Genomic DNA, 24,954 nt, shown 5'->3' with positions numbered 1-24,954 from the left:
TACGAAAGCTTAAAACCTTCATTAATTCCTTTTTACTTTTTTTCTGCCACTCTTAATTTAGCACTTCTAGCTCTGTTGTTTATTGCTATTTCTTCTGCATTAGGCACTATTAATTTTTCAATAATTTTAAATGGCACTTCAAAATTTCCAAAAAAATCTCTTTCTGGTTCCCCTTCAAACATTCCGTTTCTAAAAAACCTTTTTACCAATCGATCTTCAAGCGAGTGATATGAAATTACACTTAGTCGGCCACCTATTTCTAAAATTTCTAATGATTGTTCTAAAAATTCTTTCAAAACATCCATTTCTTGATTCACTTCTATTCGAATCGCTTGATATATTTGTGCTAAAATTTTATTACTCTTATGTGCTGGTAAAAACTTAGCCAAGACCTGTTTTAAATGATCTGAATCCTTTATCTGTTTGTCTTTTCTAGCAGCAACAATAACATTAGCCATTGCACCACCATTTTTAAGCTCTCCATATTCCAGAAACACTCTTTTTAATTCTTGTTCTTCATACTCATTTACCACATGATAAGCACTTAAATCCCCTTTTCGATTCATTCTCATATCTAATTCAGCATCAAAACGAGTAGAAAAACCTCTTTCAGCAACATCAAATTGATGAGAAGACACTCCTAGGTCTGCTAAAATACCATCAACCTTTCTTATGCCATGAAATCTTAAAAAACGCTTGATGTTTCTAAAATTCTCATTTATCAGCAAGAAACGACTGTCATCAATTACATTTCGTAGCGCATCTTCGTCTTGATCAAAAGCTATCAAACGTCCTTTTTCACCCAAATGAGACATTATCTCTCTTGAATGACCACCACCACCAAAAGTAACATCTACATAAACCCCATCAGGCTTTATATCTAGACCACCTACAGTCTCTTTTAACAAAACTGGATTATGATATTCCATCTTCATCATCAATTAAATTACCCATTACTTCTTCTGCTAAATCTGCAAAATCATCAGCAGCGTTTTCAATAACACCTTCGTATAAATCTTTATCCCAAACCTCTATAATATTCACAGCTGAAGACAACACTATATCTTTATCAATCTTAGCAAAAACCACTAAATCTTTAGGAATCAACAATCTCCCGTTGCTATCAATTTCAACCATTTTTACTCCTGCCGTAAATCGACGAATAAAGTCATTATTCTTTTTTACAAAACGATTCAACTTATTGATTTTCTGCATCATTCTATTCCATTCACACATAGGATACAACTCCAAACAAGGCTGAAAAACAGAACGCTTTAAAACAAAGCCATCCTCTAAAGAACCGAATTGTTTCTTTAGAGAAGTAGGAAGCATCAATCTACCTTTTGCATCTACCTTGCATTCATATGTACCAATAAATGATTTCAACAATTCATTTTTTCGTTAGAATATTGACAAATTTAAAAAAAAATTACCACTTTTTACCACTTAGCACCACTTTGTTGATAAGTTTTTCCCTTTGAAACTCAAATAAATACTCTCAACCCTAACTAATTACCTTTGAATTTTAGTCCAATTACTACTTTTATTTCAAAAAAAAAGAGACTTAAGAAATAGCATCACAAAAAACAGAACATCTCTTAAAGAAAAAAAACTATTGAAAACTAAAAACTTATACTACAAACAAAATAAAAAGGTGTTTTCAAATAGTTTTTTTCAATTGCTTTTAATTACTATATAAAATCTTATATTTGTCAAAATTTCAGAAATAAATTTGAAATTCATTTTATGTTAAAGAAAGAAAGTAAGTATACCTATTTTGAATCTGGAGAAGGAACCCCAATAATTGTTTTACATGGGTTAATGGGCGGCTTAAGTAACTTTGAAGCTGTAGCTGATTTTTTTCCAAAAAAAGGATATAAAGTAGTTATTCCTGAACTACCATTATACACACAAAATATTTTAAAGACTAATGTAAAAGCTTTTTCAAAATTTGTAAAAGATTTCATCATTTACAAAGGATACGATAAAGTAATTTTACTTGGAAATTCTTTAGGAGGACACATTGCATTATATCACTCAAAAATGTATCCTGAATTAATGAAAGGATTAGTGATTACTGGAAGCTCAGGGCTATATGAAAGCGGTATGGGTGAAAGTTATCCAAAAAGAGGAGATTATGAATACATTAAGAAAAAAAGTGAAGATGTATTTTATGATCCCAAAGTCGCTACAAAAGAAATAGTTGATGAAGTTTTCGCAACTGTAAATGACAGAATTAAACTAATCAAAACTTTAACTATTGCTAAAAGCGCTATACGTCATAATATGGCAAAAGATTTACCTAACATGCAAACACCAACATGTATCATATGGGGTAAAAATGACAAAGTAACACCTCCTGAAGTAGCAGAAGAATTTAATAAATTATTACCTAATTCAGAATTATATTGGATTGATAAATGTGGACACGCAGCTATGATGGAACATCCAGATGAATTTAATACTTTATTACTTCATTGGCTAGAAAAAAATAATATATAATAAAAATTCCCCTACATGGGGAATTTCAGTTTAAAAAAAAGATGAAAATAACAAGTGCTGAGTTTATCATTAGTAATTCTGAAGTAAGTAAATGTCCGAACGAACCTTTACCAGAATATGCTTTCATAGGAAGATCTAATGTAGGAAAATCTTCTCTAATAAATATGCTTACCAATCATAAAAACTTAGCTAAAACCTCTGGAAAACCAGGAAAAACTCAGTTAATTAATCATTTTAAAATAAATCTAAATTGGTATTTAGTAGATTTACCAGGTTATGGCTATGCTAGAGTCTCTAAAAAAACCAAAGAAGTCTTTCAAAAGTTTATAACTGATTATTTTGAAACTAGAGAACAATTAGTTTGTGCATTTGTACTAATAGACATTAGACTAGAAGCTCAAAAAATTGATTTAGAATTCATTAATTACCTAGGAGAGACAGGCATTCCTTTTTGTATTATTTTTACCAAAGCTGATAAAATAGGAAAAGTAACGGCACAAAAAAATGTAGCAGCATATAATAAAAAAGTATTAGCAAATGGATGGGAAGAAATGCCTCAACATTTTATTACCTCTTCATCAGAATCAACAGGAAAAGAAGAGCTATTAGCTTTTATTGATGAAATAAACCAACAATTTTTTAAAGAAAATAGTGGTTTTTAATTGTAATTTTGCAAAAAAACTAAAAAACATGAAAAAAATTCTAATTCTTTCACTTTTGTTAACTTCTTTTATTGGCTGTAAGCAAGGAGAATCAAATTCTAGCCTTAACTCTATTTTAGGAGACTCATCCGAAGAAAGTAAAGCTTCAACTGCAATTAATTATTTTAATGCTGTAATTGAGTATGACAATAACAGCTCAAAAAAAGTCAACGCCCTTTTAAAAAGAGACTTTATCACTTTATCTGAAATGGTAAAGAACAAAAGGAAAACCTCAAGTATTTTAACTTGGACTGCTTTTATGGGAATAGACCCAAATACAAAAGTAGGTTATGGAAGCAATCAAGTAGATTTGTTAAAACCAAGTGACTTTTTTGAAAATGATATAGCAGAAAAAGTAAAACCATTAATCGAAGACATGTCTTCTTCTTACACTTCTGTTAAAGAAGCATATAATGATTTTAAAAGTTATTATTCCAATGAAGATTTCAAAGACGACAACTGGGCTAAAGGTGAAGTGTTAATTTCAAAAATGAAATCCAATAGTGATTCATTTTATTCTAATAGAGATGCTTTTTTTAATTTAATTGAACCTACTATGGAAGTAGCTGAAAAAGAAGTATTAAAAGATCACCCATTGAAAAAAGAAATTCTACATGCTAAAAAAACATTAAAGATTGTTGATGAATTAGCTGATTTAATTGCTAATCCAGAAACCCCTATTGCTTCAGTAGAAAAATCTTATCTTTTATTAGAAGAGCGATTTAACGAAAGTAAAAAAATGGAAACTAAAAATTTAGTAAAACAAAACAAGCTAAATAGTTTTAATAATTTTTATGATGAAATTGAGAAAATGCTGGGAGTCTTGAGAAAAACCAAAAGAGATGGTGAAATATCAGATAGAGATTATGAAGAATTCAATAGGGAATACAGCAGTGTTTTAGGGGATTATAATAGTTTTGTAATGTAACTACCATTAAGTAAAACATAAAAAGCCCGAAAATTTTCGGGCTTTTATTTTTATTATTTCAATTCTAATTTTTCTGCGAAATAATCGCAAAAATCTTTCATAGTTGCCGACATTTTTTCGTCATTTGTTGCTCGTTGAAAAGTATCCGTCATAGCAACGAGTGTTTGATGAAAGAAAAGTTTCATTTCATCTACTGGCATCTCTTTTGTCCACAAATCAATTCGTAGCGTCTCTTGTGCTTTTGCATCCCATAAAGAAACCATCATTGCTTTTGCTTCTTCATTATCTACACCACCATCTTGAGCTGTCCAAGTTAATTTTTCAGGAACTCTGTTTTCATCTAATTCTACTAAAAATTTAATTTCAGAGGTTATCGTTTTTGCCATTATTTATTAGGTTTATATTTAGATTGTTCAAAAATTGTTTTAGCATCAGTTGCCAACAATTGTTCTACAGAAACATCATTGTGCTCCATATAGCTTCTTACTATTTGCCAGCCTAACCACTGACCAACTCGACCAGGAGATTCATTATCAATTTCTAAATAAAATTTAGAAAAAGGAGCTTCATTGACAAATCGGAACTCATTTTTCGTATTAGTTTCATACAACAAATTATTCTCTATAAAATAACTCCACATTTGATATTCATTTTCTTTACACCACTCTAATTGTTGTTCCGTGTAACCAATTTTAGCTGCATCTGAATAACTTGGGATTAATTTATCTTTCATATATAATTCTTTTCCATGGTAAACCATCAAAGAAAGTAAACTTCTATCCAAAGGCCTTGCGATTTTTCCATAACAAAAACTAGAGACCAAATCTGGAAGGATTTGATTTTCTTCAAACGTTTCTCTTTGGTAGTCAGAAAAATCTGCGTAAAAAGGATGCTCTTTTCCTAAATAACAATCTAAAGATATAAAAGCAATAGAATCAGTATAAATCGCTTTTGCTTCTCTATCAACTTCAGAGATTAAAGTTATTACTCTTGGAGTTTTATATTTAGGATAATAATATTGAACATGTTGAAAAAAACCTTCCAAATCATTTTCTATTTTTTCCGTTGTTGGATATTTTTTAATCACTTCCTTATACAATTCTTGTAATAAAGGATCTTTTAATTTATTAGTCCAAACAGAATCTTCATTTCCTTCTGGAAATAAAAAAGGGTATTTGGCTTTTATTTGTTCTAAATCATTAGGTTTTGACTCATAAAATAACTTATCAAAACGCTCAACTTTAAACTGAACAGGTATCTCAGCTACTTTTTCTTCAATTTTATCCTCCTTTTTACAAGAAAATAATAAAACGAAAACTGAAAACACTAAAAGCTTTTTCATATTGGGTATTTTTTATAATTTTATACAAAATAGAAATTAAAAATTTCATAAAAATAAAAGCGCAAATATACTGTTTACCTAATTAAATTTTCTTAAAAAAATGACAAATTCAATTTCTTTTAATACTGAAAAAATCAACAAATATATTGTAAGATGGTTGCTTGACTATGCTACTAACGCAAAAATGAATGGATTTGTTGTGGGTATTTCTGGAGGAATTGACAGTGCATTAACCTCAACACTTTGCGCACAAACTGGATTACCTACACTTTGCGTAGAGATGCCTATTCATCAGGCAGAAAGTCATGTTTCAAGAGCCAATGAACATATTAAGCAATTGAAAGCACGTTTTTCTAATGTAAGTAGTGAAAGAGCCGATTTAACACCTGTTTTTGAAACTTTTAAAAATCAAGTATCCACTATAGAAAACGAAGCTGCCTTACATTTATCTTTAGCCAACACTAGAGCTCGGTTACGGATGACTACCTTATATTATTTTGCTGGAACACAAGGTTTACTCGTTACTGGAACAGGCAATAAAGTAGAAGATTTTGGTGTCGGTTTTTACACAAAATATGGTGATGGAGGAGTTGATGTAAGTCCGATTGCAGATTTAATGAAAAGCGAAGTTCGTTTACTAGCTGCATACTTAAATGTTCCAGATAGTATTTTAAAAGCTAAACCTACTGATGGTTTATTTGGTGATGATAGAAGTGATGAAGATCAAATAGGAGCTAATTATGATGAATTAGAATGGGCTATGCGTGAAGATGAAAGTGGAAAAACAATTGCTGATTTTTCTGGAAGAGAAGCTATCGTTTTTTCAATCTACAAACGTTTGAATCAAATTAATCAACATAAAATGAATCCAATCCCAGTATGCACTATTCCAAAGGAATATAAATGACTTTCGACATATTACTTAATTAATTAACAAGTAATTACATTTTTTTTCTTAACTTTGAAATATAAGTTCACTATTTTTTAATTAACACTTCAGAGTCATGATAAAAATTTGTGTTGCTGACAATCAGCCAGTGGTTGTACAAGGAATAAAATCGTATTTTAATGATCATTCAACCATACATATTATGGCTAATGCAAATGACTTAGAAAGTCTTAATAGTGTTTTACAAACAAAACCTATTGATATTGTTCTTTTGGAATTTGAGCTCAAAGGAATCTCAAGTATAAGAGACATTAAAACGTTGCTTAAAGAGTATCCTACAACCAAATTTATACTTTTTACAGCTGTCTCTGAGAAAATGTATGCTCCAACAGCCATTAAAGCAGGTGTTTCCGCTTATATTTTAAAGAATATCACTTTAGCAGAACTAGAAAATGCTATTATTAAAGTATACCAAGGAGTTATTATTTTTAGTGAAACAGTTAGAAAAAATATCGACATTTTATCTAAAGGAAAAAAATCAGATCGCTTATTCAAGAAGTTATCTACTAGAGAAATTGAAGTGCTCCGTTATTTAAATGAAGGCAAAAAGAATAAAGAAATTGCTGAAATTTTGGGCCTCGACGAAAAAACGATAAGTACCTACAAATTACGTCTTTTAGCTAAATTAAATGTAACTAATTTAGTAGATTTATTAAGCAAAGCAAAGAGCCTGGATGTCATTTAAGTATATCTACTCATTACTCTTCCTAATTTTTTTGAAAACATATTAGTTAAACCTAAATAATCCATAACCATAGATAAGGTTTCGGAATTATCCTCTTTATTTGTTGTAGAAACCTCTATTTTCAATTCTTCAATAATTTTATTAACCCAATACCATCTTAATGTCAAAATGGTTTCTGTAACATATTGCCCTATTGTTTTATCTTTTAACTTAACAATAATTTGTTGAGATTCCCAATTATGCAAAACTTCTCTTTCTTCATTCATTAAAATAGAAGTAACTTCACTAGCAATTTCTGGATTAATTTGCTTTAAGTAACTTTCAATGTCAAAATTTTCAACCTGATTATAATAATTGATAATATCTGAATATATGGCTTGAAAAACTGGATTTGCTAACTCAATTTCATCTTCTTGTAAACTCAAATAAATACGATTAAAAACTTTATAAGTATTCAGCTCTTTTACTTCCACTAATTCTCCTTCCTCATTCGCTTTAATTAAAACATCTTCAAATTCCTCTTCTACATTACCGTACAATAATAAGATTTCAATGATTTTTCTTTCTAATTCATCTTGGATATCAACCTTAGTTTCAACTATTCCTTCATCGTTTTTATGAACTTGAAACGCTTTTTGTTCTTCTTTGAATTTCTTATTTGTATCGGACACATCTTTCTTATCAATTTGTGCCAATGTATTAAATAATACATCTTCAGAAATATCCATAATTCTTGAACATTCTTGCAGATAAACTTCTTGTTTTATTCTATCTGGAATTTTCGAAATACTAACAACCATATCACGGATCAAATCAGCTTTCTTTATAGGATCGCTTTTAGCTTCTTTCATTAAAAGAGAAGCCTTGAATTGAATAAAATCTTTTGCATTTTCTTCTAAAAACAAAACCAATTTATCATATGGTGTTTTCTTAGCAAAACTATCTGGATCTTCTCCATCTGGAAAAGCACAAACTCTTACGTTCATTCCAGCCTCTAAAATTAGATCAATTCCTCTTATAGACGCTCTAAGACCAGCTGCATCACCATCAAAAAGAACAGTTATATTTTTAGTCAAGCGACTTACTAAGCGTATTTGGTCTGGCGTTAAAGCTGTGCCAGAAGATGCCACAACATTTTCTATTCCTGCTTGATTAAATTGAATTACATCTGTATATCCTTCTACTAAATAGCAATTATCTTGTTTTGCTATAGCTTGCTTAGCATGATAGATTCCATAAAGCACCTTACTTTTATGATAAATTTCACTTTCAGGAGAATTCACATATTTAGCTGCTTTTTTATCATTAGTTAAAATACGTCCTCCAAAGCCTAAAATTCTCCCACTCATACTTTGTATAGGGAACATAACTCTACCTCTAAATCGGTCAAATTGTTTCTCCTCCTTTACAATAGTTAGACCCGTTTTTTCAAGAAACTCTAATTTATATCCTTTTCCTAAAGCTACACTTGTAAAAGCATCCCAAGAATTAGGTGAATATCCTAAACTAAACTTCGAAATAGTATCATTTGTAAAACCTCTTTCTTTAAAATAAGTAAGACCAATAGCTTTCCCCTCTTCTGTATTTAATAATGCATTATGTAAATACTTATTAGCAAACTCAGAAACTAAGTACATACTTTCTTTTTCATTGGCAACAGCCAAATCTTCATTAGTTTGAACAGTTTCCTCTATTTCAATATTGTATTTTTTTGCTAAATATTTTATGGATTCAGGATAACTAAAATGCTCATGTTCCATCAAAAAAGTTACTACATTACCTCCTTTACCAGAAGAAAAGTCTTTCCAAATTTGCTTTACAGGAGAGACCATAAAAGAAGGAGATTTTTCATCTACAAAAGGACTCAATCCCTTTAAATTACTTCCAGATCGTTTTAATTGAACAAAGTCTCCAATTACTTCTTCAACACGAGCTGTCTCAAATACATTTTCTATGGTGGATTTTGCAATCAATTACTTTAAGTTTTAAGGGACAAAGATACAAAGTTGGAAATAAAAAAAGCACCTTTAATTAAAGGTGCTTTTTTATATATTAAATTAATCTTTTATTTATTATTCAGAACGACATTGCTAGCGTTTTTATCAATTTTAAGATATCTGAAATCTGGAGTGATTGAGAAATTTGAATTCTTAAAATAATCATTAATTAATCCGTCAGAAATTGTGATACTGTTTTTAGAAGCAATATAATCAACATCTGTTCTTAATACTCCATCCATAATTGAGAAAGTATTAGTACAATGAGCCACTACAAGCGTTTTAAGTTTTACATATTTTTCTAAATCCTCTAAACTGGTAAACTTATCTAGCATTAAAAAATCTCTAAAACCAAAGACTACACTATTAGTTAAAGTTAGATTAGCCTCACTAGAAACAAAAACAGCTTCTTTTATTAATCCTTGCTTATTATCTTCAGTGTTAACCAAAGTTATATTTGAAGCTTTAACATTAGTTTTACTTCTTTGAGGATCAAATTTTTCAATTTCATTGTATGATTTAATTTCTAAACATCTTGGTTTTCCAGGATTTGAAGAAAATGGATTTCTTATAGCAATACTATTAGTAAAATCTGCTTGAACTCCTTGTGTAAAATCAAAATCATCATCTGCGGCTCTATAAGAAATCAGTTTTTGTGCTTTAATATTGCCACCGTAAAATTCGAATGAATCATTATCTGAAAAACTTACTTGAATGTTTTCAATTTTAGTTCCACTTCCAACACCTGCAAAAGTTATTCCTGCTATTTGATTTTTTGAAGCTGATTTTCTTCCTGCATATTCTACTCTAACGTGTTTTAAAACACCCGAATTACCTTGCATATTTTCACCACCAAATCTATTGTATTTTGGTTCTAAATCAAAATTAACAACACCCATACCTCCAAAGCCACTCACAGGAGCATCTCCCATTACTATTATTCCTCCCCAATCTCCTGGTTTTCTAGAATATTCGTCGTTATTGGTTGTAAATACAATTGGAAAACTTTCTGAGCCTTCAGCAATTATTTTAGCTCCTTTAGTGATTACTAAAGTACCACAAGTTTTAGAATCACCTCTTAAAAGTGTTCCTTGCTCGATTGTTAAAGTTGCATTATTTGTAACATAAACAACTCCTTGAAGCAAATAAGTATCTCTACTGTAAAGCGTTGTGTTTTCAGTTATATATCCTGTTAAAATTTTTTGAGGATCTCTGTAGTCTTCTTTTTTAGGATTAAATTCTGTCCAATATTCTAACCAATTTTCTTTTTCACTAATACCTAATCCAGACTGTGCATAACCTGCAAAACAAAAGTTGCAAATAACTGTTAATAATAGTAGGTTTCTTTTCATAATAAATGTTTTTGTAATTAAACACTTAATGCATTAGTACAAATATCTTTTTGTAATTCACACATCAAACTTTATTTTAAAAACTATCTAAATTTTGGAACATCATCTCATAGTCTAATAAAGCTTCTACGAATATACGAAAATCCATCCATACAAACAAAGAAAAATATCGATTAAATACATTTTTTTTCGTTAATCGTCGTTAAACTCCATTCTACCTCACAAAAAAGTCATTTATTTATATATTATTTAACTTTTATTTATTTACCAAACTATTATTTGTTCTTTCGATTTTAAGGTATCTAAAATCAGGAGTTTCTAAAACATTTGAATTCATGAAATAGTCTTCAATTAATCCATCAGAAACTTTGATATTATTTTTTGAGAAAAAGTAATCTAAATCCATTCCAAGTACATCTTTTGGTTTCATACTTGAGATCATATTAGTACAATGACCAACTACTAAATTTTTAAGTTTTATATAATGTTCTAACTCATCTATATAGGAAAACTCTTTAACCATTAAAAGATCTTTAAAGCCATAAACCACACTATTACTAAAGGTTAATTGACTATCCTTAGAAGCAAAAACAGCTTCTTTAACTAACCCTTGATCATTGTCTTCCATATTTACCAACACCAAATTGGTTGCTGTAACATTCGTTTTATTTCTCAAAGGATCAAATTTCTCAATATCATCATTAGAATTTATCTCCAAACATCTAGAATTTTCTAAATCCGAAGAATATGGGTTTCTAATTGCAATACTATTAGTAAAATTAGCTTGTACTCCTTGTGTAAAATCAAAATCATCATCTGATGCTCTGTAAGAGATAAGATTTTTCAACTTAACATTACCTCCATAAAACTCAAAAGAATCATCATCAGAAAAGCTTACTTGAATATTTTCTATTTTAGTTCCACTACCAACACCCGCAAAAGAGATTCCATTTAGTTCTTTTTTGGATTTTAATTTTCTTCCTGCATATTCCACTCTTACGTATTTTAAAACACCTGATGAACCTGCTGCATTATCTCCACCATATCTATTATATGAAGAGTCTAAATCGAAATTTAAAATTCCAACTCCTCCAAAATTATTTATTGGAGCATCTCCCATAATAACTATTCCTCCCCAGTCTCCTGATTTTCTTGAGAAAGAGTCTTTATTGGTAGTAAAAACGATAGGAAAGCTTTCTGTACCTTCCGCAACTATTTTTGCCCCTTTAGTTATAACCAAAGTACCGCACGTCTTAGAGTCACCTCTAATCACTGTGCCTTGTTCTATAGTTAATACAGCATTATTTATGACATAAACTATACCCTCTAGCAAGTAGGTATCTCTACTGTATAAAGTAGTGTTTTCTGAAATATAACCCGCAATAATTTTCTTAGGTTCTCTATATTCTTTCTTTTTTGGATCAAACTCTGTCCAATATTCTAACATGTTTTCTTTTTCGTTTACACCCAAACCAGATTGAGCATAAATTGAAGAACAGAGACTAGAAATGGTTAATAATAATAGTAGGTTAGTTTTCATAGTAGATTTTTTTTATAGTTTGTGATTTTTTACATCTTTAAAAAAACTTTATTATAACTCTAAGTTTGGGCGATTTATTTACTAAAAACACTTAAAGCTATGTATCTAAAGCTATAACAAATTAAGGAATTACAATTCATTAAATTTTACAAGAAAAACGCAATTAATGTTAAAGTTTATTGACAGATAAAATTAACCTATAAAACATTACAAAAAACACATAAAGCAACGTATTTACTCATATTTTATGTGTTCTCACATTCTTAAAAACAATAAAATTTATGTTAAAAATAAATGCTAGTTTTTCAACAAACTGCTTTTAAACGGTAAATAATGCTGTTCAAAGAGAAAAGACGTTCTTAAAAAAGTGTTCTTTTTAGTAACTGTTTTTAAGGCCTAATCAATTATTTATTTACCACATTATTATTGTTTTTTTCGATTTTTAAATATCTGAAATCTGGAGTATCGGAAAAATTAGGATTCATGAAAAATTCATTTATTAATCCGTCTGAAACATTAATATAATTCTTCTTAAAAAAGAAATTATCATTCATAGCTATTGTCCCATCTCCTTTCATTGTTGTAAAAGTGTTTTCACAATGTCCTACAATTAAATTTTTAAGTCTTATATATTCTTCAAAATCATCAATAGTAACAATATCTTTCACCATTAAAAAATCTTTAAATCCATAAATTACACTATTATCCATACTAAAAAAACTTTCATTAGAAACAAAAACAGCTTCTTTTATTAACCCTTGATGATTATCTTCAGTATTTACCAATGTTAAATTAGTAGCTTTAACATTAGTTTTATTTCTTTGGGAATCAAACTTTTCAACAGTATCATAGGAGTCAATTTCTATACATCTTGATTTTTCAGCATCTGAAGAAAACGGATGTCTTATTGCGATACTATTATTAAAATCAACCTGTGCTCCTTGTGTAAAATCAAAATCATCATCAGAAGCTCTGTAAGATATTAGTCTTTCTAATTTTACATTTCCACCGTAAAACTCAAAAGAATCATCATTAGAGAAACTGACTTGAATATTTTCTATTTTAGTTTCATTACCAACACCTGCAAAAGAAATTCCATTTAGTTCTTTTTTAGCACTTAATTTTCTCCCTGAATACTCTATCCTTACATATTTTAAAACTCCTGATGAACTTTCTGAGTTATCTCCTCCATATCTATTATATTTTGGATCTAAATCAAAATTTAAAACTCCAATACCTCCAAAATTATTCACTGGAGCATCACCCATAATAATAATTCCTCCCCAATCTCCTGGTTTTCTAGAATAGGTATCATTATTTGTAGTAAATACGATAGGAAAGCTTTCTGTACCTTTCGCTATTATTTTTGCTCCTTTAGTTATAACTAAAGTTCCACATGTCTTATAATCACCTCTTATGATTGTACCTGGTTCAATTGTTAATATTGCATTATTTGTAACATAAACAACTCCTTGAAGTAAATAGGTATCTCTACTATATAAGGTAGTATTTTCTGAAATATAGCCTGCTATTATCTTTTTTGCTTCTCTGTATTCTACTTTTTTAGGATCAAACTCTGTCCAATATTCCAACCAGTTTTCTTTTTCACTAATACCTAATCCAGACTGTGAATAAATAGAAATATAGCAATTACATATAAATACTAATAAAAATAAATTTGTTTTCATGATAATAAAGGTGACTTGTTTTGTACTCCAAAACTAGTTGCAAACCTTTATCATAATCTTCAGTCTACTTTATGCTTTTGTTATGATAATTAACTCATGTGAAATAATCATTAAATTAAAAAGATGCCCTATTTTCATAAGACATCTTTTAGTATAAAACCCTAACCCAAATTTTAATTTACAATTGTAGACCTTACGTCTAATCTGTTTTTAGTTTTCTTTATTTCTAGTAGTTGATTTTCAAAAGCTTCCTTTTGTTGTACTTTATAAATCAACTTATACACTTCTTTAACAGTATCTTTATTTTTAGTAACATACAACTTTGCATCCTGAACAGAAACTACTTCATAACTCTTTATATTTCCTTTATTTTTTGTTCTTGATAATATTAATTCCCAGCTATAATACTTTTAGTTTTTGCTTTTTCTGAATTTGAATTTATATGCTGAAATCCACAACTTGTAAAAACAAATAGTATTAATATTACTATTATTTTATCCATGTCTTATTCTAATTGAAATCGAAACGAATTCCCAATGATACATTATTTTGATCTACTGTATTATTTTTAAACATTGGATTTAAGTCATATTTTACATAAAAACTAGTTTGTTTATATCCTATATAAGCACTTAATCCATATATAAAATTAGACACATTGAAATCTCCTTTTTGCTTGTCCTTTATTCTTGTATCATCTACTTCATATTTTAGAATTTGTTTTGATTTAATTCGAACTCCTCCATAGCCACCAATTCCTAAACGAAGTGACTCATGCGTTCTAAAATAAGCTTCTCCTTCTTTATTGAATTTCTTAGGAGTAAAATCAAATTCTAAATGTAGAGGCGCTACCAAATATACATTTCTAAATCTAGATTCATCAAAATTTACCGAACCTGTTTGCAACTCTGTCTGCTCTCCATTTTTAACAAAATATCTGTTTTCAGTAGGTCTTAGATTATTATACATAACAGACAGTCCGTATTTTGCATGAAGTAAATTGTTATTCTTAAAAATTCTTGTATTGTAAGTAGTTCCCCATTCGTAAAAATGAGAACCCCAAACACGATAATCTGAGTTTTCAAAATTTTCTCCTTCCGTAATAAGGTTATTCAAACCCGCAGCAAAAACGAATTGTGAAGTAGTTCTCTTAGATCTTCTTCTAATTTTGTTTTTTTCTCCATTATAAATTTTAAAAGACCCTAAATTAATTTCTGTAACATCATTTATAGAATCATTAGAACTACTGCCTATAATAATTGTAGTTCCTCTCCTTTTTTTAATAGTATCATATTGAACCAACCCATTTATCTTATCTTGGATTAAATACTCTATCTTTTGTTGTTCTACAACAACCTTAGCTTCAATAGATTTTGCAGACTCATCTGCTGCTTTCTGTTTTAAATTCATAGCTTCACTTTTTGTAATGATACCTTCTTCAAGATTTTTATCGATTACATAAACTTGTTCTTTTAAAGCCTGTTTTTCCAACCTTACAATAGAATCAATACGTTTGGAAATTTGCTTAGCTCTACCTTCGAATGAATTCTCTTGAGCGCTTACCTTACTAATTAAAGTGAGTAATAATATTGTTGTGTAAAAAATAATTTTCTGCATAACTGTTCGTTTTTTAATTAATGATTAATTGATTTGATGATGATTTATTCTTCGTAATTCCTATTGGCTAAAGCCGATTTTACTTGTTTAAAATTTCTAGTCAACCTATCTATAGTTGTTTCTTTATGGTCTTCATCCAATTCTTTTTCTACAGAAGTTAATAGTGATGATGTATTCACTCGAACTTTCGATGAAACCTCATTATTTAAAACTTGTTTCTTTTCTATTGGTCTATTCTCAATAGCTGCTAACAAAGTTTCTCCTGTAATATATCTATTCTTTGTCGTTTTTTCAATTGATGGCTCTATATTCTCAACCTCTATATTTTGAACAACTGATTTCTGACTTTGCTTTTCATTAACTAATGGGTTTAATTCTTTTTCTATTTTTATAGTCTTACTCTCTTTTATAGGTTGAATAAATTCTGAATTATCTACAATTACAGTTTCCTTTTCAATATAATTACTTTCTGTTTTTTTTATTATATTATGAAACTGTAAAGTATCAGCCTTTTCCTCTGTTGTAACCACTTTATTTTTATCAATATTAATTTTAGAATCGTCTTGATTATAAAACCAAAATCCTACACTTGAAAAAAGAATAAAAGAGGCTGCGATATACATCCAAGAATAGTTTTTTTTCTTCTTAATTTCTCCTACAGAAAGCATTGCATCTAATCGATCCCAAGCTTGTTCAGATGGCTTTATTTCTCTTGAAGCCAACTGCTGTCTTATTTTAGTATCCATTTTATTTGGTGCCATTTTCTCTTCTCTTTAATAGGTTAACTTGTTGTTGGAGCATTTTTCTTGCATGTGACAATTGCGATTTTGAGGTCCCTTCACTTATCTTGAGCATTTTTGCAATCTCGTTATGCTTATATCCTTCTATTGCATAAAGGTTAAATATCATCCGGTAACCTTCGGGTAAATTATCTATCAATAATTGAATATCATCTACAGAAAAAGTATTTATTTCGAAACTATCTTCGCTTTCTGATAAAACAATATTCTCTATTTCTTGGTAATTGAACACATTTTTCTTGACTCGAACAAAATCGATACATTCATTAACCATTATTCTTCTTATCCAACCTTCAAAACTCCCTTTGTGTTCAAACTTATTTAAATTAGTAAATACTTTCATAAAAGCGGTAATCATTACATCTTCTGCGTGATGGATGTCCTTTATATATTGACGACACACACCTAACATCTTGGGAGAGAATTTAGAGTACAATTGATGTTGGGCTTGTCTGTTATTTAAAACAGCTTGCTCTATTACTTGTTTTTCGTCTCTATGTAAGTTAATTACTTTCATTCTTAAATTTCAATATTAATTACAAAATCAATATCAATTTATAATTACTATTTGTTTCTATTTATATAGACAAGATTGTTTTCACAATGGTTGTACCAAATTTAAAATTGATTGTTACGCTTTCTATTTATATAGACGAGTTGGTTTTTGAAAAGGTTGTATGAAATTAAAATAAATAGTATTAGATACTGAAATTACAGTCCTTTTTAAGTACAGAATTACAGAATATCTTTAAAAACGAACACTATTTTTTACGTTCAATAACGTAATTTACCATTAATTCTAGAGAATCTTTATAAGTAGATGAAGGAAAGTCTTGAATTAGAGAAAGTGCTTCTTGTTGAAACTGAATCATCATTTTTTCAGCATAAACTAATCCGTTTTTGTCTTTTACAAATTGGATTACTTCTCCTACTCTTTTTTTGTCTTTGTTGTAATTTTTTACTGAATTGATTACCCAATTTTTTTCTTTTTTAGAACAATGATTCAAAGCATAAATTAAAGGGAGCGTCATTTTTTGTTCTTTGATATCTATTCCTGTTGGTTTACCAATAGCATCATCAGTGTAATCAAACAAATCATCTTTTATTTGGAAAGCCATTCCTATTAGTTCACCAAATTTACGCATTTTTTCTACCGTTTCTTTATCTTCTGGAACTACTGAACAAGCACCAAGTGAACAACAAGCAGCAATAAGAGTAGCAGTTTTTTGACGGATAATCTCGTAGTAGATATCTTCTGTGATATCTAATCTTCTTGCTTTTTCAATTTGTAATAATTCTCCTTCGCTCATTTCACGAACAGCCACAGAAATTATTTTCAATAAATCGAAATCATTATTATCTATAGAAAGTAACAATCCTTTTGATAATAAATAATCGCCTACTAAAACGGCAATTTTATTTTTCCAAAGAGCATTAATGGAGAAAAAACCTCGACGTTTATTACTGTCATCAACCACATCATCATGCACCAAAGTTGCCGTGTGTATTAATTCAATTACTGATGCTCCTCTATATGTACGTTCATTTACTCCATTACTATTAGCAACCATTTTTGCAGTTAAAAAAACAAACATAGGACGCATTTGTTTTCCTTTTCGATTGACAATATAATGGGTAATTCTATTTAATAACGCAACTTTAGAAGACATTGATTCTCGAAACTTCTTTTCAAAAAGTTCCATTTCCTTGGCTATAGGCAGCTTTATTTGTTCGACGATTTTCATTGCGACAACAAAAGTAACTAAAACATACTTTGTAACAAAGCAATAATAGATTTTATAGCCTAGATAGAAATGAAAAGCTTTTTGCTAAAGAATATTATTTTTTGTTGTTTTAAAAAAGCGACCAAAGGAAGCTCTTTTTAGGACTTGCAAAAAAATATTCTTTAGTAAAAACTTGAAATGTATAGCTGGAATTGCTTCTAAATTTAAAAATTGTAAAATAAAATCCATTTAAGATTTATTTGCTAATTGTCCACATGCAGCATCGATGTCTTTTCCTCTACTTCTTCTTACCTTGACAATTATGTTGTTTTTTTCTAAAGCTTTAATATAATCTTCAGTAGCTTTTTCAGAGGCTTGCTGAAATTCACCATCGTCTATAGGATTATATTCGATAAGATTTACTTTACAAGGTACATATTTGCAAAACTTAACTAAAGCATTGATAGACGCTTTATCATCATTAATTCCTTTCCAAACCACATATTCATAAGTTACTTTACTTTTCGTTTTTTTGTACCAATATTCCAACGCTTCTCGCAAATCTTCTAAAGGAAAACTTTTGGTAAAAGGCATAATATGGTTTCTGGTTTCTTCAATGGCAGAATGCAAAGAAACTGCCAACTTAAATTTGACTTCATCATCAGCCATTTTTTTTATCATTTTAGAAACTCCAGAAGTAGAAACGGTAATTCGCTTTGGAGACATTCCTAAACCTTCAGGTGAAGTAATCATATCGATAGCTTTAATGACATTTGGATAATTCATTAAAGGTTCTCCCATTCCCATGAAAACAATATTTGATAAAGGTCGATCAAAATACAAACGACTTTCATTATCAATAGCAGCCACTTGGTCATAGATTTCTCCTGGTTCCAAATTCCTCATCCGCTTTAAACGAGCTGTGGCACAAAAATTACAGTCTAAACTGCAACCTACTTGACTTGACACACAAGCTGTGGTTCTCGTTTTGGTTGGGATTAAAACCGATTCCACGATTAAATCATCATGCAAACGAACCGCATTTTTCACCGTTCCATCTTCGCTACGTTGCATGGTATCAACTTTGATGTGGTTGATTACAAAGTTTGCTTCTAACATAGCCCTTGTTTCTTTGGAAACATTTGTCATGTCTTCAAAAGAATGCGCTCTTTTACTCCACAACCATTCGTACACTTGATTACCTCTGAATGATTTATCTCCATTGGCTACAAAAAAATCTCTTAACTGTTCTTTTGTGAGTGCTCTTATGTCTTTTTTTGTCGTTTGCATGGTGCAAAAGTAATGAATTTAGAAATTAGAATTCCCATATTAGAATGTAGAAGATTTAGAAATTCTAAATTAGTTTTTTTTCAATACAATATTTTCCAAAACTAAAATATCTAATGCTGTTTCCTTAAACAAATCGATAGCATGCTTTGGAGTTTCTACTATAGGCATTCCTTTTCTATTCAAACTAGTATTCAATAAAACAGGAATACCACTTTCTTTGTAAAAAGCCTCAATTAGTTTATGAAATTTAGGGTTCCGCAAAACATCAACTGTTTGTACTCTAGCAGAACCATCACAATGCGTTACATTCTTTAATGTTTTTAAATGTTCTTCTTTAGTTTTATCAACCAAAATCATATAAGGGCTTTCTCTTCCCTCTTCAAAATAATCTTTTACTTTATCCTTTAAAATAGCGGGAGCAAAAGGACGGAAATCTTCTCGAAATTTAATATTTGTATTAATGTGATTTTTCATGTTCTCAATTCCTGGATGAGCTAAAATACTTCTCCTACCTAATGAGCGTGGTCCAAATTCAGAACCCGATTGAAACCAAGCTATTGTTTTTCCTTGATTGAGTTCTTTGGCACAATATTCAAACAACTCATTTTCTTGATGAAATTTGGAAATTTGGTATTCCTCTACATTTTCATTTTTCAACACTTTGTTAATTTCTTCTAAACTATACTGTTTGCCAAAGCAAGTGCTTCCGTTATGAAGAACTTTAGGTAATTTCATATATTCTAACCAACCATAATAAGCACAACCTAAAGCCAATCCGTTATCGCTTGCTGCTGGTTCAAAATAAACATTTTCTGCTACTCTACTATCTTCCAGCTTTGCATTGGCAACAGCATTTAAAGCTACTCCTCCACTATAACATAAATTTTCATTTGAAAATTGATTCGCACGAATTGAAATGAGTTTCAAAACGGATTTTTCTACTTGTTCTTGTGCCCATTTGGCTACATTAGCATAGTAATTAAAATGTTCCTTAAAATAAGAATATCCTTTTGAAGGATTACTAAAATGTCTTTTCCAATCTTCATTAACAAACAATCTTTTTTCATCAAATCTAAAAACTTCAAAATCATATACACCCGATTTTCCATAAGGTGCTAAACCCATTAATTTACCCACATCATCCATGTTCCCAAAAACATAATTACTGATAGTTGCATAAAACCCACCTATTGAATGTTGAGTCGTTGGCAATGATAATGAATTTGTAGAATTTTGAGACATTATACTAAAATCTTTAACCAAAGGAGTCATATTTTGACCATCGAAATAATAAAAACTATCTTTTTCACATTGCATTTGTACTTCTGAAAGAATAGCTTCATCGATTAACTCCTTTTGTTCGGGATGCAATGCTAAAAATTGGTCTAATGGACTTCCACAACCGTCAACAACCATTACATTACAAGTTGCAAAAGGACTTGTTCCAACAGCACTATAAGCATGAGCTAAATGATGCGAAATAGTAATAATTTTAGGCTCTAATGTGCCAGCAAAAAGTCTTTTCCCTTTAAAAATTTCTCTTTTTGGAATTACAAAATTTTCGCATTGCACCACAAGAACAATATCTTTTAATTGAATTCCTTCTGCATCCAAACAATATTGAATAGCAATAGAATCATTCCCTCCATCATGCTTAATTCGTGTTAATCTTTCTTTCTCAATTGCTACACAAATACATCCATCTTTTAATAAAACCGCTGAACCATTATGAGATAATCCTGTTCCTAGAATATAAATAGGTTTAGTCATCAATGCCTTATTTTTGATAATTTATCGAAAACTACAAAAAATAATTTGATAACTTTGTATAAAATTTTAAACTCAAAATAATCATGCATTTCATCTCTGAAAATTTAGAAAATTATGTTGCCAACCATAGTCAAGAAGAACCTGAATTATTAGCAAAGCTAAACAGAGAAACTTATCAAAAAGTATTACAACCAAGAATGCTTAGTGGTCATTTTCAAGGTAGAGTTTTGAGTATGCTTTCAAAAATAATTCATCCAATGCACATTTTAGAAATTGGCACTTATACAGGATATGCTACTTTATGTTTAGCTGAAGGATTAGACAAAGAAGGAACAATTGACACTATAGATATTAATGAAGAATTGACTGATTTTCAAAAAAAATATTTTGATGCTTCTGTATGGGGAAAACAAATTATTCAACATATAGGTGATGCTATGGATATCATTCCTAATTTAAATAAAAAATTTGATTTGGTTTTCATAGATGCTGATAAAGAGAATTACATCAATTACTTTCATTTGATTGTTCCAATGATGAGTAAAGGAGGAATAATTTTATCGGATAATGTACTATGGAGTGGAAAAGTTATTGAAGAATTAGATCCAAAAGACACTAGTACAAAAGTATTAGTTGAATACAATGAATTATTAAAAAATGACCCTAGAGTAGAAACGGTTTTATTACCTATTCGCGATGGGTTAACAGTTAGCAGAGTAATTTAAAGATATGTAGTTTAAATGTACTTAAAAAAGACTTTTATAATAGAACTTTAAAATATTTTCTAAGCACAAAAGCATATAATTTGTAAAAAACTATTCCAAAACTTACTCCAAAACAATAACCTGTTAAAATATCACCAGGAAAATGCAAACCTAAATATATCCTACTGTAAGCAAAAATCAAAGGAAATAAAAAAACTACAAAAGCAAATTTATAATATTTTCTAAGGACAAGAAAGATAAAAGTCATTGAAGCAGAAGAGTTTGATGCATGACCAGAGAAAAAGCTATAAGTATCACTACATTTTACTAATCTTATAATAGTATTTATTTCCAAATCTTTACATGGTCTTAATCTTTGGAAGTGATTTTTAAAAAGATTAGTTACCTGGTCCGTAAAAGTGATTAAAAGTGCAATAAATAAAAGCGCAATTCCTAAATTTCTCCATCCAATTTTCTTTTGAAGAATAAATAATAAAATTAAAAAATAAGGAATCCAATTAAGCTGTTTCGTTATTAGTAACCAAAAAGGATCAAATTTTTCTGAGCCTAATCCATTAAGAAAAACTAATAGTTCTTTATCTAACGAAATAATGTGCTCTAACATTAAAATTGTCTTTTAATAGGTCCAGATAAATTCTCGATATCTTCTTTAACTTCTTGTATAGGTTTTTTAATATCATCAACAATTTCATTAGACATGTCTTTCAAAGGGTTTATCGAATTAGTTATTCCTTCTTTAGCTTTTTTAATTTCGTCCGAGATGCCTCCAGTTAAAGAATTCATATCTAAACCAGTATCTTTTGCACTACTGTGAATTTCATTTTTAATTTCATTTGTAGCATTTTTTAATTGTGCCATAGTCTTACCAAGAAATTTAGCCATTTGAGGAATCTCTTTGGAACCGAAAAGCATTAAAACTGCTACTAGCACAAATAAAAGTTCTGAAAAACCGATACCAAACATTTGTTTTTTTAATTATTTTAGACAAAGTTACAAAGAAAAAAAGAACCTATACCAAAGTTTTAAATTTTGATATAGGTTTTAACTATTTTTTATTATAAGAACAAAAATTATTTATCTAATTCATCAAACTTTGAAGTAGCTGCTTGCGCTGGCCAAACATTATTTGAAGTATCAATATCTGCTGTTTCTAATTTTGGATCCAATTGTATTTTTACAATTTTTTTATCAGTAGCAAAAACACGTTTAGCAGTATCATTATTTCTTCTCCAGATTTGCACAGGGAATTTATGCATTTCTTTTGTTCCATCTTCAAACTGAAGCTCTACTATAATTGGCATCATTAAACCTCCAGGTTTATTAAATTCTACTTCGTAAAAATATTTAGGATTTGCTAATTTTTGTTTTTCATCTGTACTATAGTTTTTAGAAACATAATCTTCTAAAATTTGAACATCTTTAACTTCAAATGCTTTTTTAGTACTTGGGTTAAATTCTTTATGTTCTTCGTCTACTAAATAGATAAATGGTCCAGAATCACGTAAAAATCTTCCTCTACGTGCTACAAAATCCTTCATTTCTTGAGTTGGCTCTAAAGAAACATAATATTGCTTTACTTCTTTTATTCCTAAATCGACATAGTCCGTTGAATAAAACCATCCTCTCCAAAACCAATCTAAATCTACAGCGGATGCATCTTCCATAGTTCTAAATAAATCTTCTGGTGTAGGGTGTTTAAACATCCATCTTTGTGCATATGTTTTGAAAGCATGGTCAAATAATTCTCTTCCCATGATAGTTTCACGAAGAATATTTAAACCTGTTGCTGGTTTTCCATAAGCATTTGAACCAAACTGAAAAATATTTTCAGAATTAGACATAATTGGAGCAATAAACTTCTGATTTCCTTTCATGTAAGGAACAATTTTTGCAGCTGGGCCTCTATCTGTAGGGAAATTAGGATCAAATTCTAATTCTGTTAAGTACTCTAAAAATGTATTTAAACCTTCATCCATCCAAGTCCATTGTCTTTCATCTGAATTTACAATCATTGGAAAGAAATTATGACCTACTTCGTGAATAATTACACCTAACATTCCATATTTTACTCTATCAGAATATTTACCGTCTTTATCAGGACGACCAAAGTTCCAGCAAATCATAGGGTATTCCATTCCTTGATCTTGAGCAGAAACTGATACTGCTTTTGGATAAGGGTAATCAAATGTATGCTTTGAATATGTCTTTAATGTTTGTGCTACTGCTCTAGTTGAGTATTCACCCCAAAGCGGATTTGCTTCTTTAGGGTAAATAGAAATTGCCATTGGTTTTTTAGTATCCAATTGAACAGACATAGCATCTAACATGAATTTTCTTGAAGTTGAAAAACCAAAATCACGTACATTTTCTGCTTTAAATTTCCAAGTTTTCTTCGCTTCTGAGAAACCTTTCTCTCTTTTTTCGGCTTCTTCTTGTGTTACAATTACAACTGGTTTATCAAAAGTATTTTCAGCTTGTGCCCATCTTTTCATTTGTTCAGATGTAAATACATCTTTTCTATTTGTGTTAACTCCAGTTCCTTCCATAATGTGATCTGCAGGAACAGTAATGTTTACATCATAATTACCAAAAGTCAGTGCAAATTCTCCTCTTCCCCAGAACTGCATGTTTTGCCATCCTTCCACATCACTATAAACAGCCATTCTAGGATAAAACTGTGCAATTACATACAAACGATTGCCATCTTCAAACTCCTCGTAACCTGAACGACCTCCATCAACTTGGTAATTATTAATATTATACCACCATTTTATAGAAAAAGTTATCTTTTGCTTTGATTGTAATGGTTTATCTAAGTTAATACGCATCATCGTTTGATTAATCGTATAACTCATATCTTTTCCTGATTTATCTTTCACATATTCAATATGGAATCCTCCTTGAAAAGGCTCTTCCATAAATTTCTTAGCAAAATTATCCGGAGCTAATGCTGGATCCATTCTTTGGCTTTCTACAAGAGGTGTCTTTGAATCCGCTGCACGAATATTTTGATCTAATTGCACCCAAAGATATTCTAATGGTTCAGGTGCATTATTATAATAAGTAATCGTTTCTGAACCATACAGTTTTTTATTCTTATCATCTAGCTCAAGATTCATTTTATAATCTGCTTGTTGTTGATAATAAGCAGGTCCAGGCGCTCCAGATGCAGTACGAAACATATTTGGAGTAGCCATTAAATCATACATTTGACGAAACTTATTTTCGTTATAATGTCCTGGTTCTTTTTGTTTATCTTCTGTTTTTACACCTTGTGCTGTAGCAAAAAATGAAGCTACAACAACTAAAACCGAAGAAAATAAAATTCTTTTTTTCATGATGGA

23 protein-coding genes are annotated in these 24,954 nt (G+C 29.7%); 6 read left to right on the top strand and 17 right to left on the bottom strand.

Annotated elements, in window-relative coordinates:
* Positions 1-32: 32 nt before the first annotated feature.
* The gene (gene rsmH / locus FIA58_RS12350; RefSeq protein WP_140962793.1) at positions 33-929 is read right to left on the bottom strand and encodes a 16S rRNA (cytosine(1402)-N(4))-methyltransferase RsmH; all 897 of its coding nucleotides are present in this window, start codon (positions 927-929) and stop codon (positions 33-35) included.
* Positions 916-1,386 carry a division/cell wall cluster transcriptional repressor MraZ gene (gene mraZ / locus FIA58_RS12345; RefSeq protein ID WP_140962792.1) on the bottom strand — a complete coding sequence of 157 codons (471 nt, stop codon included), beginning with the start codon at positions 1,384-1,386 and terminating at the stop codon, positions 916-918. The genes rsmH and mraZ overlap by 14 nt, the downstream gene beginning before the upstream one ends.
* Positions 1,387-1,746: 360 nt before the next feature.
* On the opposite strand from mraZ, the gene FIA58_RS12340 reads away from it, so the two are divergent.
* From FIA58_RS12340 to FIA58_RS12330, 3 genes are read left to right on the top strand one after another with little or no spacing between them, the layout of a single operon-like run.
* Complete coding sequence (locus tag FIA58_RS12340; RefSeq protein ID WP_140962791.1) at positions 1,747-2,502, top strand: alpha/beta fold hydrolase; 756 nt, start codon at positions 1,747-1,749, stop codon at positions 2,500-2,502.
* 41 nt (positions 2,503-2,543) lie between these two features.
* Complete coding sequence (yihA, locus tag FIA58_RS12335) at positions 2,544-3,164, top strand: ribosome biogenesis GTP-binding protein YihA/YsxC (protein WP_140962790.1); 621 nt, start codon at positions 2,544-2,546, stop codon at positions 3,162-3,164.
* Between the two features lie 28 nt (positions 3,165-3,192).
* A complete protein-coding gene (locus tag FIA58_RS12330) occupies positions 3,193-4,131 on the top strand; it encodes a DUF6845 domain-containing protein (RefSeq protein ID WP_140962789.1) in 939 nt (312 codons plus the stop codon).
* A gap of 53 nt (positions 4,132-4,184) precedes the next feature.
* Here the strand turns inward: FIA58_RS12330 and gldC are convergent, their stop codons facing one another.
* Both gldC and gldB read right to left on the bottom strand, forming a co-directional pair.
* Entirely contained in the window at positions 4,185-4,517 is a 333-nt protein-coding gene (gene gldC / locus FIA58_RS12325; protein ID WP_140962788.1) for a gliding motility protein GldC, read from the bottom strand.
* Positions 4,517-5,473 carry a gliding motility lipoprotein GldB gene (gldB, locus tag FIA58_RS12320; RefSeq protein ID WP_140962787.1) on the bottom strand — a complete coding sequence of 319 codons (957 nt, stop codon included), beginning with the start codon at positions 5,471-5,473 and terminating at the stop codon, positions 4,517-4,519. The genes gldC and gldB overlap by 1 nt, the downstream gene beginning before the upstream one ends.
* A gap of 100 nt (positions 5,474-5,573) precedes the next feature.
* Between gldB and nadE the strand changes: the two genes are divergently transcribed.
* Entirely contained in the window at positions 5,574-6,380 is an 807-nt protein-coding gene (gene nadE / locus FIA58_RS12315) for an NAD(+) synthase (RefSeq protein ID WP_140962786.1), read from the top strand.
* Positions 6,381-6,477: 97 nt separating this feature from the next.
* Complete coding sequence (locus tag FIA58_RS12310; protein ID WP_140962785.1) at positions 6,478-7,107, top strand: LuxR C-terminal-related transcriptional regulator; 630 nt, start codon at positions 6,478-6,480, stop codon at positions 7,105-7,107.
* Here FIA58_RS12310 and dnaG read toward each other — a convergent pair.
* The 10 genes from dnaG to FIA58_RS12260 all read right to left on the bottom strand — a co-directional run bounded on the left by dnaG (position 7,104) and on the right by FIA58_RS12260 (position 20,885).
* Entirely contained in the window at positions 7,104-9,080 is a 1,977-nt protein-coding gene (gene dnaG, locus FIA58_RS12305; protein ID WP_140962784.1) for a DNA primase, read from the bottom strand. The two genes, FIA58_RS12310 and dnaG, sit on opposite strands and share 4 nt — an antisense overlap.
* Before the next feature lie 92 nt (positions 9,081-9,172).
* Complete coding sequence (locus FIA58_RS12300) at positions 9,173-10,456, bottom strand: hypothetical protein (RefSeq protein ID WP_140962783.1); 1,284 nt, start codon at positions 10,454-10,456, stop codon at positions 9,173-9,175.
* A gap of 256 nt (positions 10,457-10,712) precedes the next feature.
* Positions 10,713-11,996, bottom strand: coding sequence for a hypothetical protein (locus tag FIA58_RS12295; RefSeq protein WP_140962782.1), 1,284 nt, complete (start codon positions 11,994-11,996; stop codon positions 10,713-10,715).
* A 404-nt stretch (positions 11,997-12,400) separates the two neighbouring features.
* On the bottom strand, positions 12,401-13,684 hold the full coding sequence (locus FIA58_RS12290) for a hypothetical protein (RefSeq protein ID WP_140962781.1): 1,284 nt from the start codon (positions 13,682-13,684) through the stop codon (positions 12,401-12,403).
* A 510-nt stretch (positions 13,685-14,194) separates the two neighbouring features.
* On the bottom strand, positions 14,195-15,301 hold the full coding sequence (locus FIA58_RS12285; protein WP_140962780.1) for a hypothetical protein: 1,107 nt from the start codon (positions 15,299-15,301) through the stop codon (positions 14,195-14,197).
* Positions 15,302-15,345: 44 nt separating this feature from the next.
* Entirely contained in the window at positions 15,346-16,062 is a 717-nt protein-coding gene (locus tag FIA58_RS12280; protein ID WP_140962779.1) for a hypothetical protein, read from the bottom strand.
* The gene (locus FIA58_RS12275; RefSeq protein WP_140962778.1) at positions 16,049-16,618 is read right to left on the bottom strand and encodes an RNA polymerase sigma factor; all 570 of its coding nucleotides are present in this window, start codon (positions 16,616-16,618) and stop codon (positions 16,049-16,051) included. The genes FIA58_RS12280 and FIA58_RS12275 overlap by 14 nt, the downstream gene beginning before the upstream one ends.
* 244 nt (positions 16,619-16,862) lie before the next feature.
* The gene (locus FIA58_RS12270) at positions 16,863-17,846 is read right to left on the bottom strand and encodes a polyprenyl synthetase family protein (protein ID WP_140962777.1); all 984 of its coding nucleotides are present in this window, start codon (positions 17,844-17,846) and stop codon (positions 16,863-16,865) included.
* A gap of 228 nt (positions 17,847-18,074) precedes the next feature.
* On the bottom strand, positions 18,075-19,115 hold the full coding sequence (gene rlmN / locus FIA58_RS12265; RefSeq protein ID WP_140962776.1) for a 23S rRNA (adenine(2503)-C(2))-methyltransferase RlmN: 1,041 nt from the start codon (positions 19,113-19,115) through the stop codon (positions 18,075-18,077).
* A gap of 69 nt (positions 19,116-19,184) precedes the next feature.
* The gene (locus tag FIA58_RS12260; RefSeq protein WP_140962775.1) at positions 19,185-20,885 is read right to left on the bottom strand and encodes a carbamoyltransferase C-terminal domain-containing protein; all 1,701 of its coding nucleotides are present in this window, start codon (positions 20,883-20,885) and stop codon (positions 19,185-19,187) included.
* A gap of 83 nt (positions 20,886-20,968) precedes the next feature.
* Here FIA58_RS12260 and FIA58_RS12255 point away from each other — a divergent pair, with 83 nt between their 5' ends.
* Positions 20,969-21,610, top strand: a complete 642-nt coding sequence (locus FIA58_RS12255) for an O-methyltransferase (RefSeq protein WP_140962774.1) — start codon at positions 20,969-20,971, stop codon at positions 21,608-21,610.
* A gap of 34 nt (positions 21,611-21,644) precedes the next feature.
* On the opposite strand, the gene FIA58_RS12250 is transcribed toward FIA58_RS12255, so the two are convergent.
* From FIA58_RS12250 to FIA58_RS12240, 3 genes are all read right to left on the bottom strand, one after another.
* A complete protein-coding gene (locus FIA58_RS12250) occupies positions 21,645-22,214 on the bottom strand; it encodes a phosphatase PAP2 family protein (protein ID WP_140962773.1) in 570 nt (189 codons plus the stop codon).
* Entirely contained in the window at positions 22,214-22,573 is a 360-nt protein-coding gene (locus FIA58_RS12245) for a Sec-independent protein translocase subunit TatA/TatB (RefSeq protein WP_140962772.1), read from the bottom strand. The genes FIA58_RS12250 and FIA58_RS12245 overlap by 1 nt, the downstream gene beginning before the upstream one ends.
* A gap of 107 nt (positions 22,574-22,680) precedes the next feature.
* Positions 22,681-24,948 (bottom strand): M1 family metallopeptidase, encoded by a 2,268-nt coding sequence (locus FIA58_RS12240; protein ID WP_140962771.1) that lies wholly within the window; start codon positions 24,946-24,948, stop codon positions 22,681-22,683.
* Positions 24,949-24,954 lie beyond the last annotated feature (6 nt).

The sequence above is a fragment of the Flavobacterium jejuense genome (assembly GCF_006491595.2).
Taxonomy (GTDB): Bacteria; Bacteroidota; Bacteroidia; order Flavobacteriales; family Flavobacteriaceae; genus Flavobacterium; species Flavobacterium jejuense.
The sequence above is the reverse complement of the archived record's forward strand: the minus strand, read 5'-3'. Positions and strand labels throughout refer to the sequence as shown.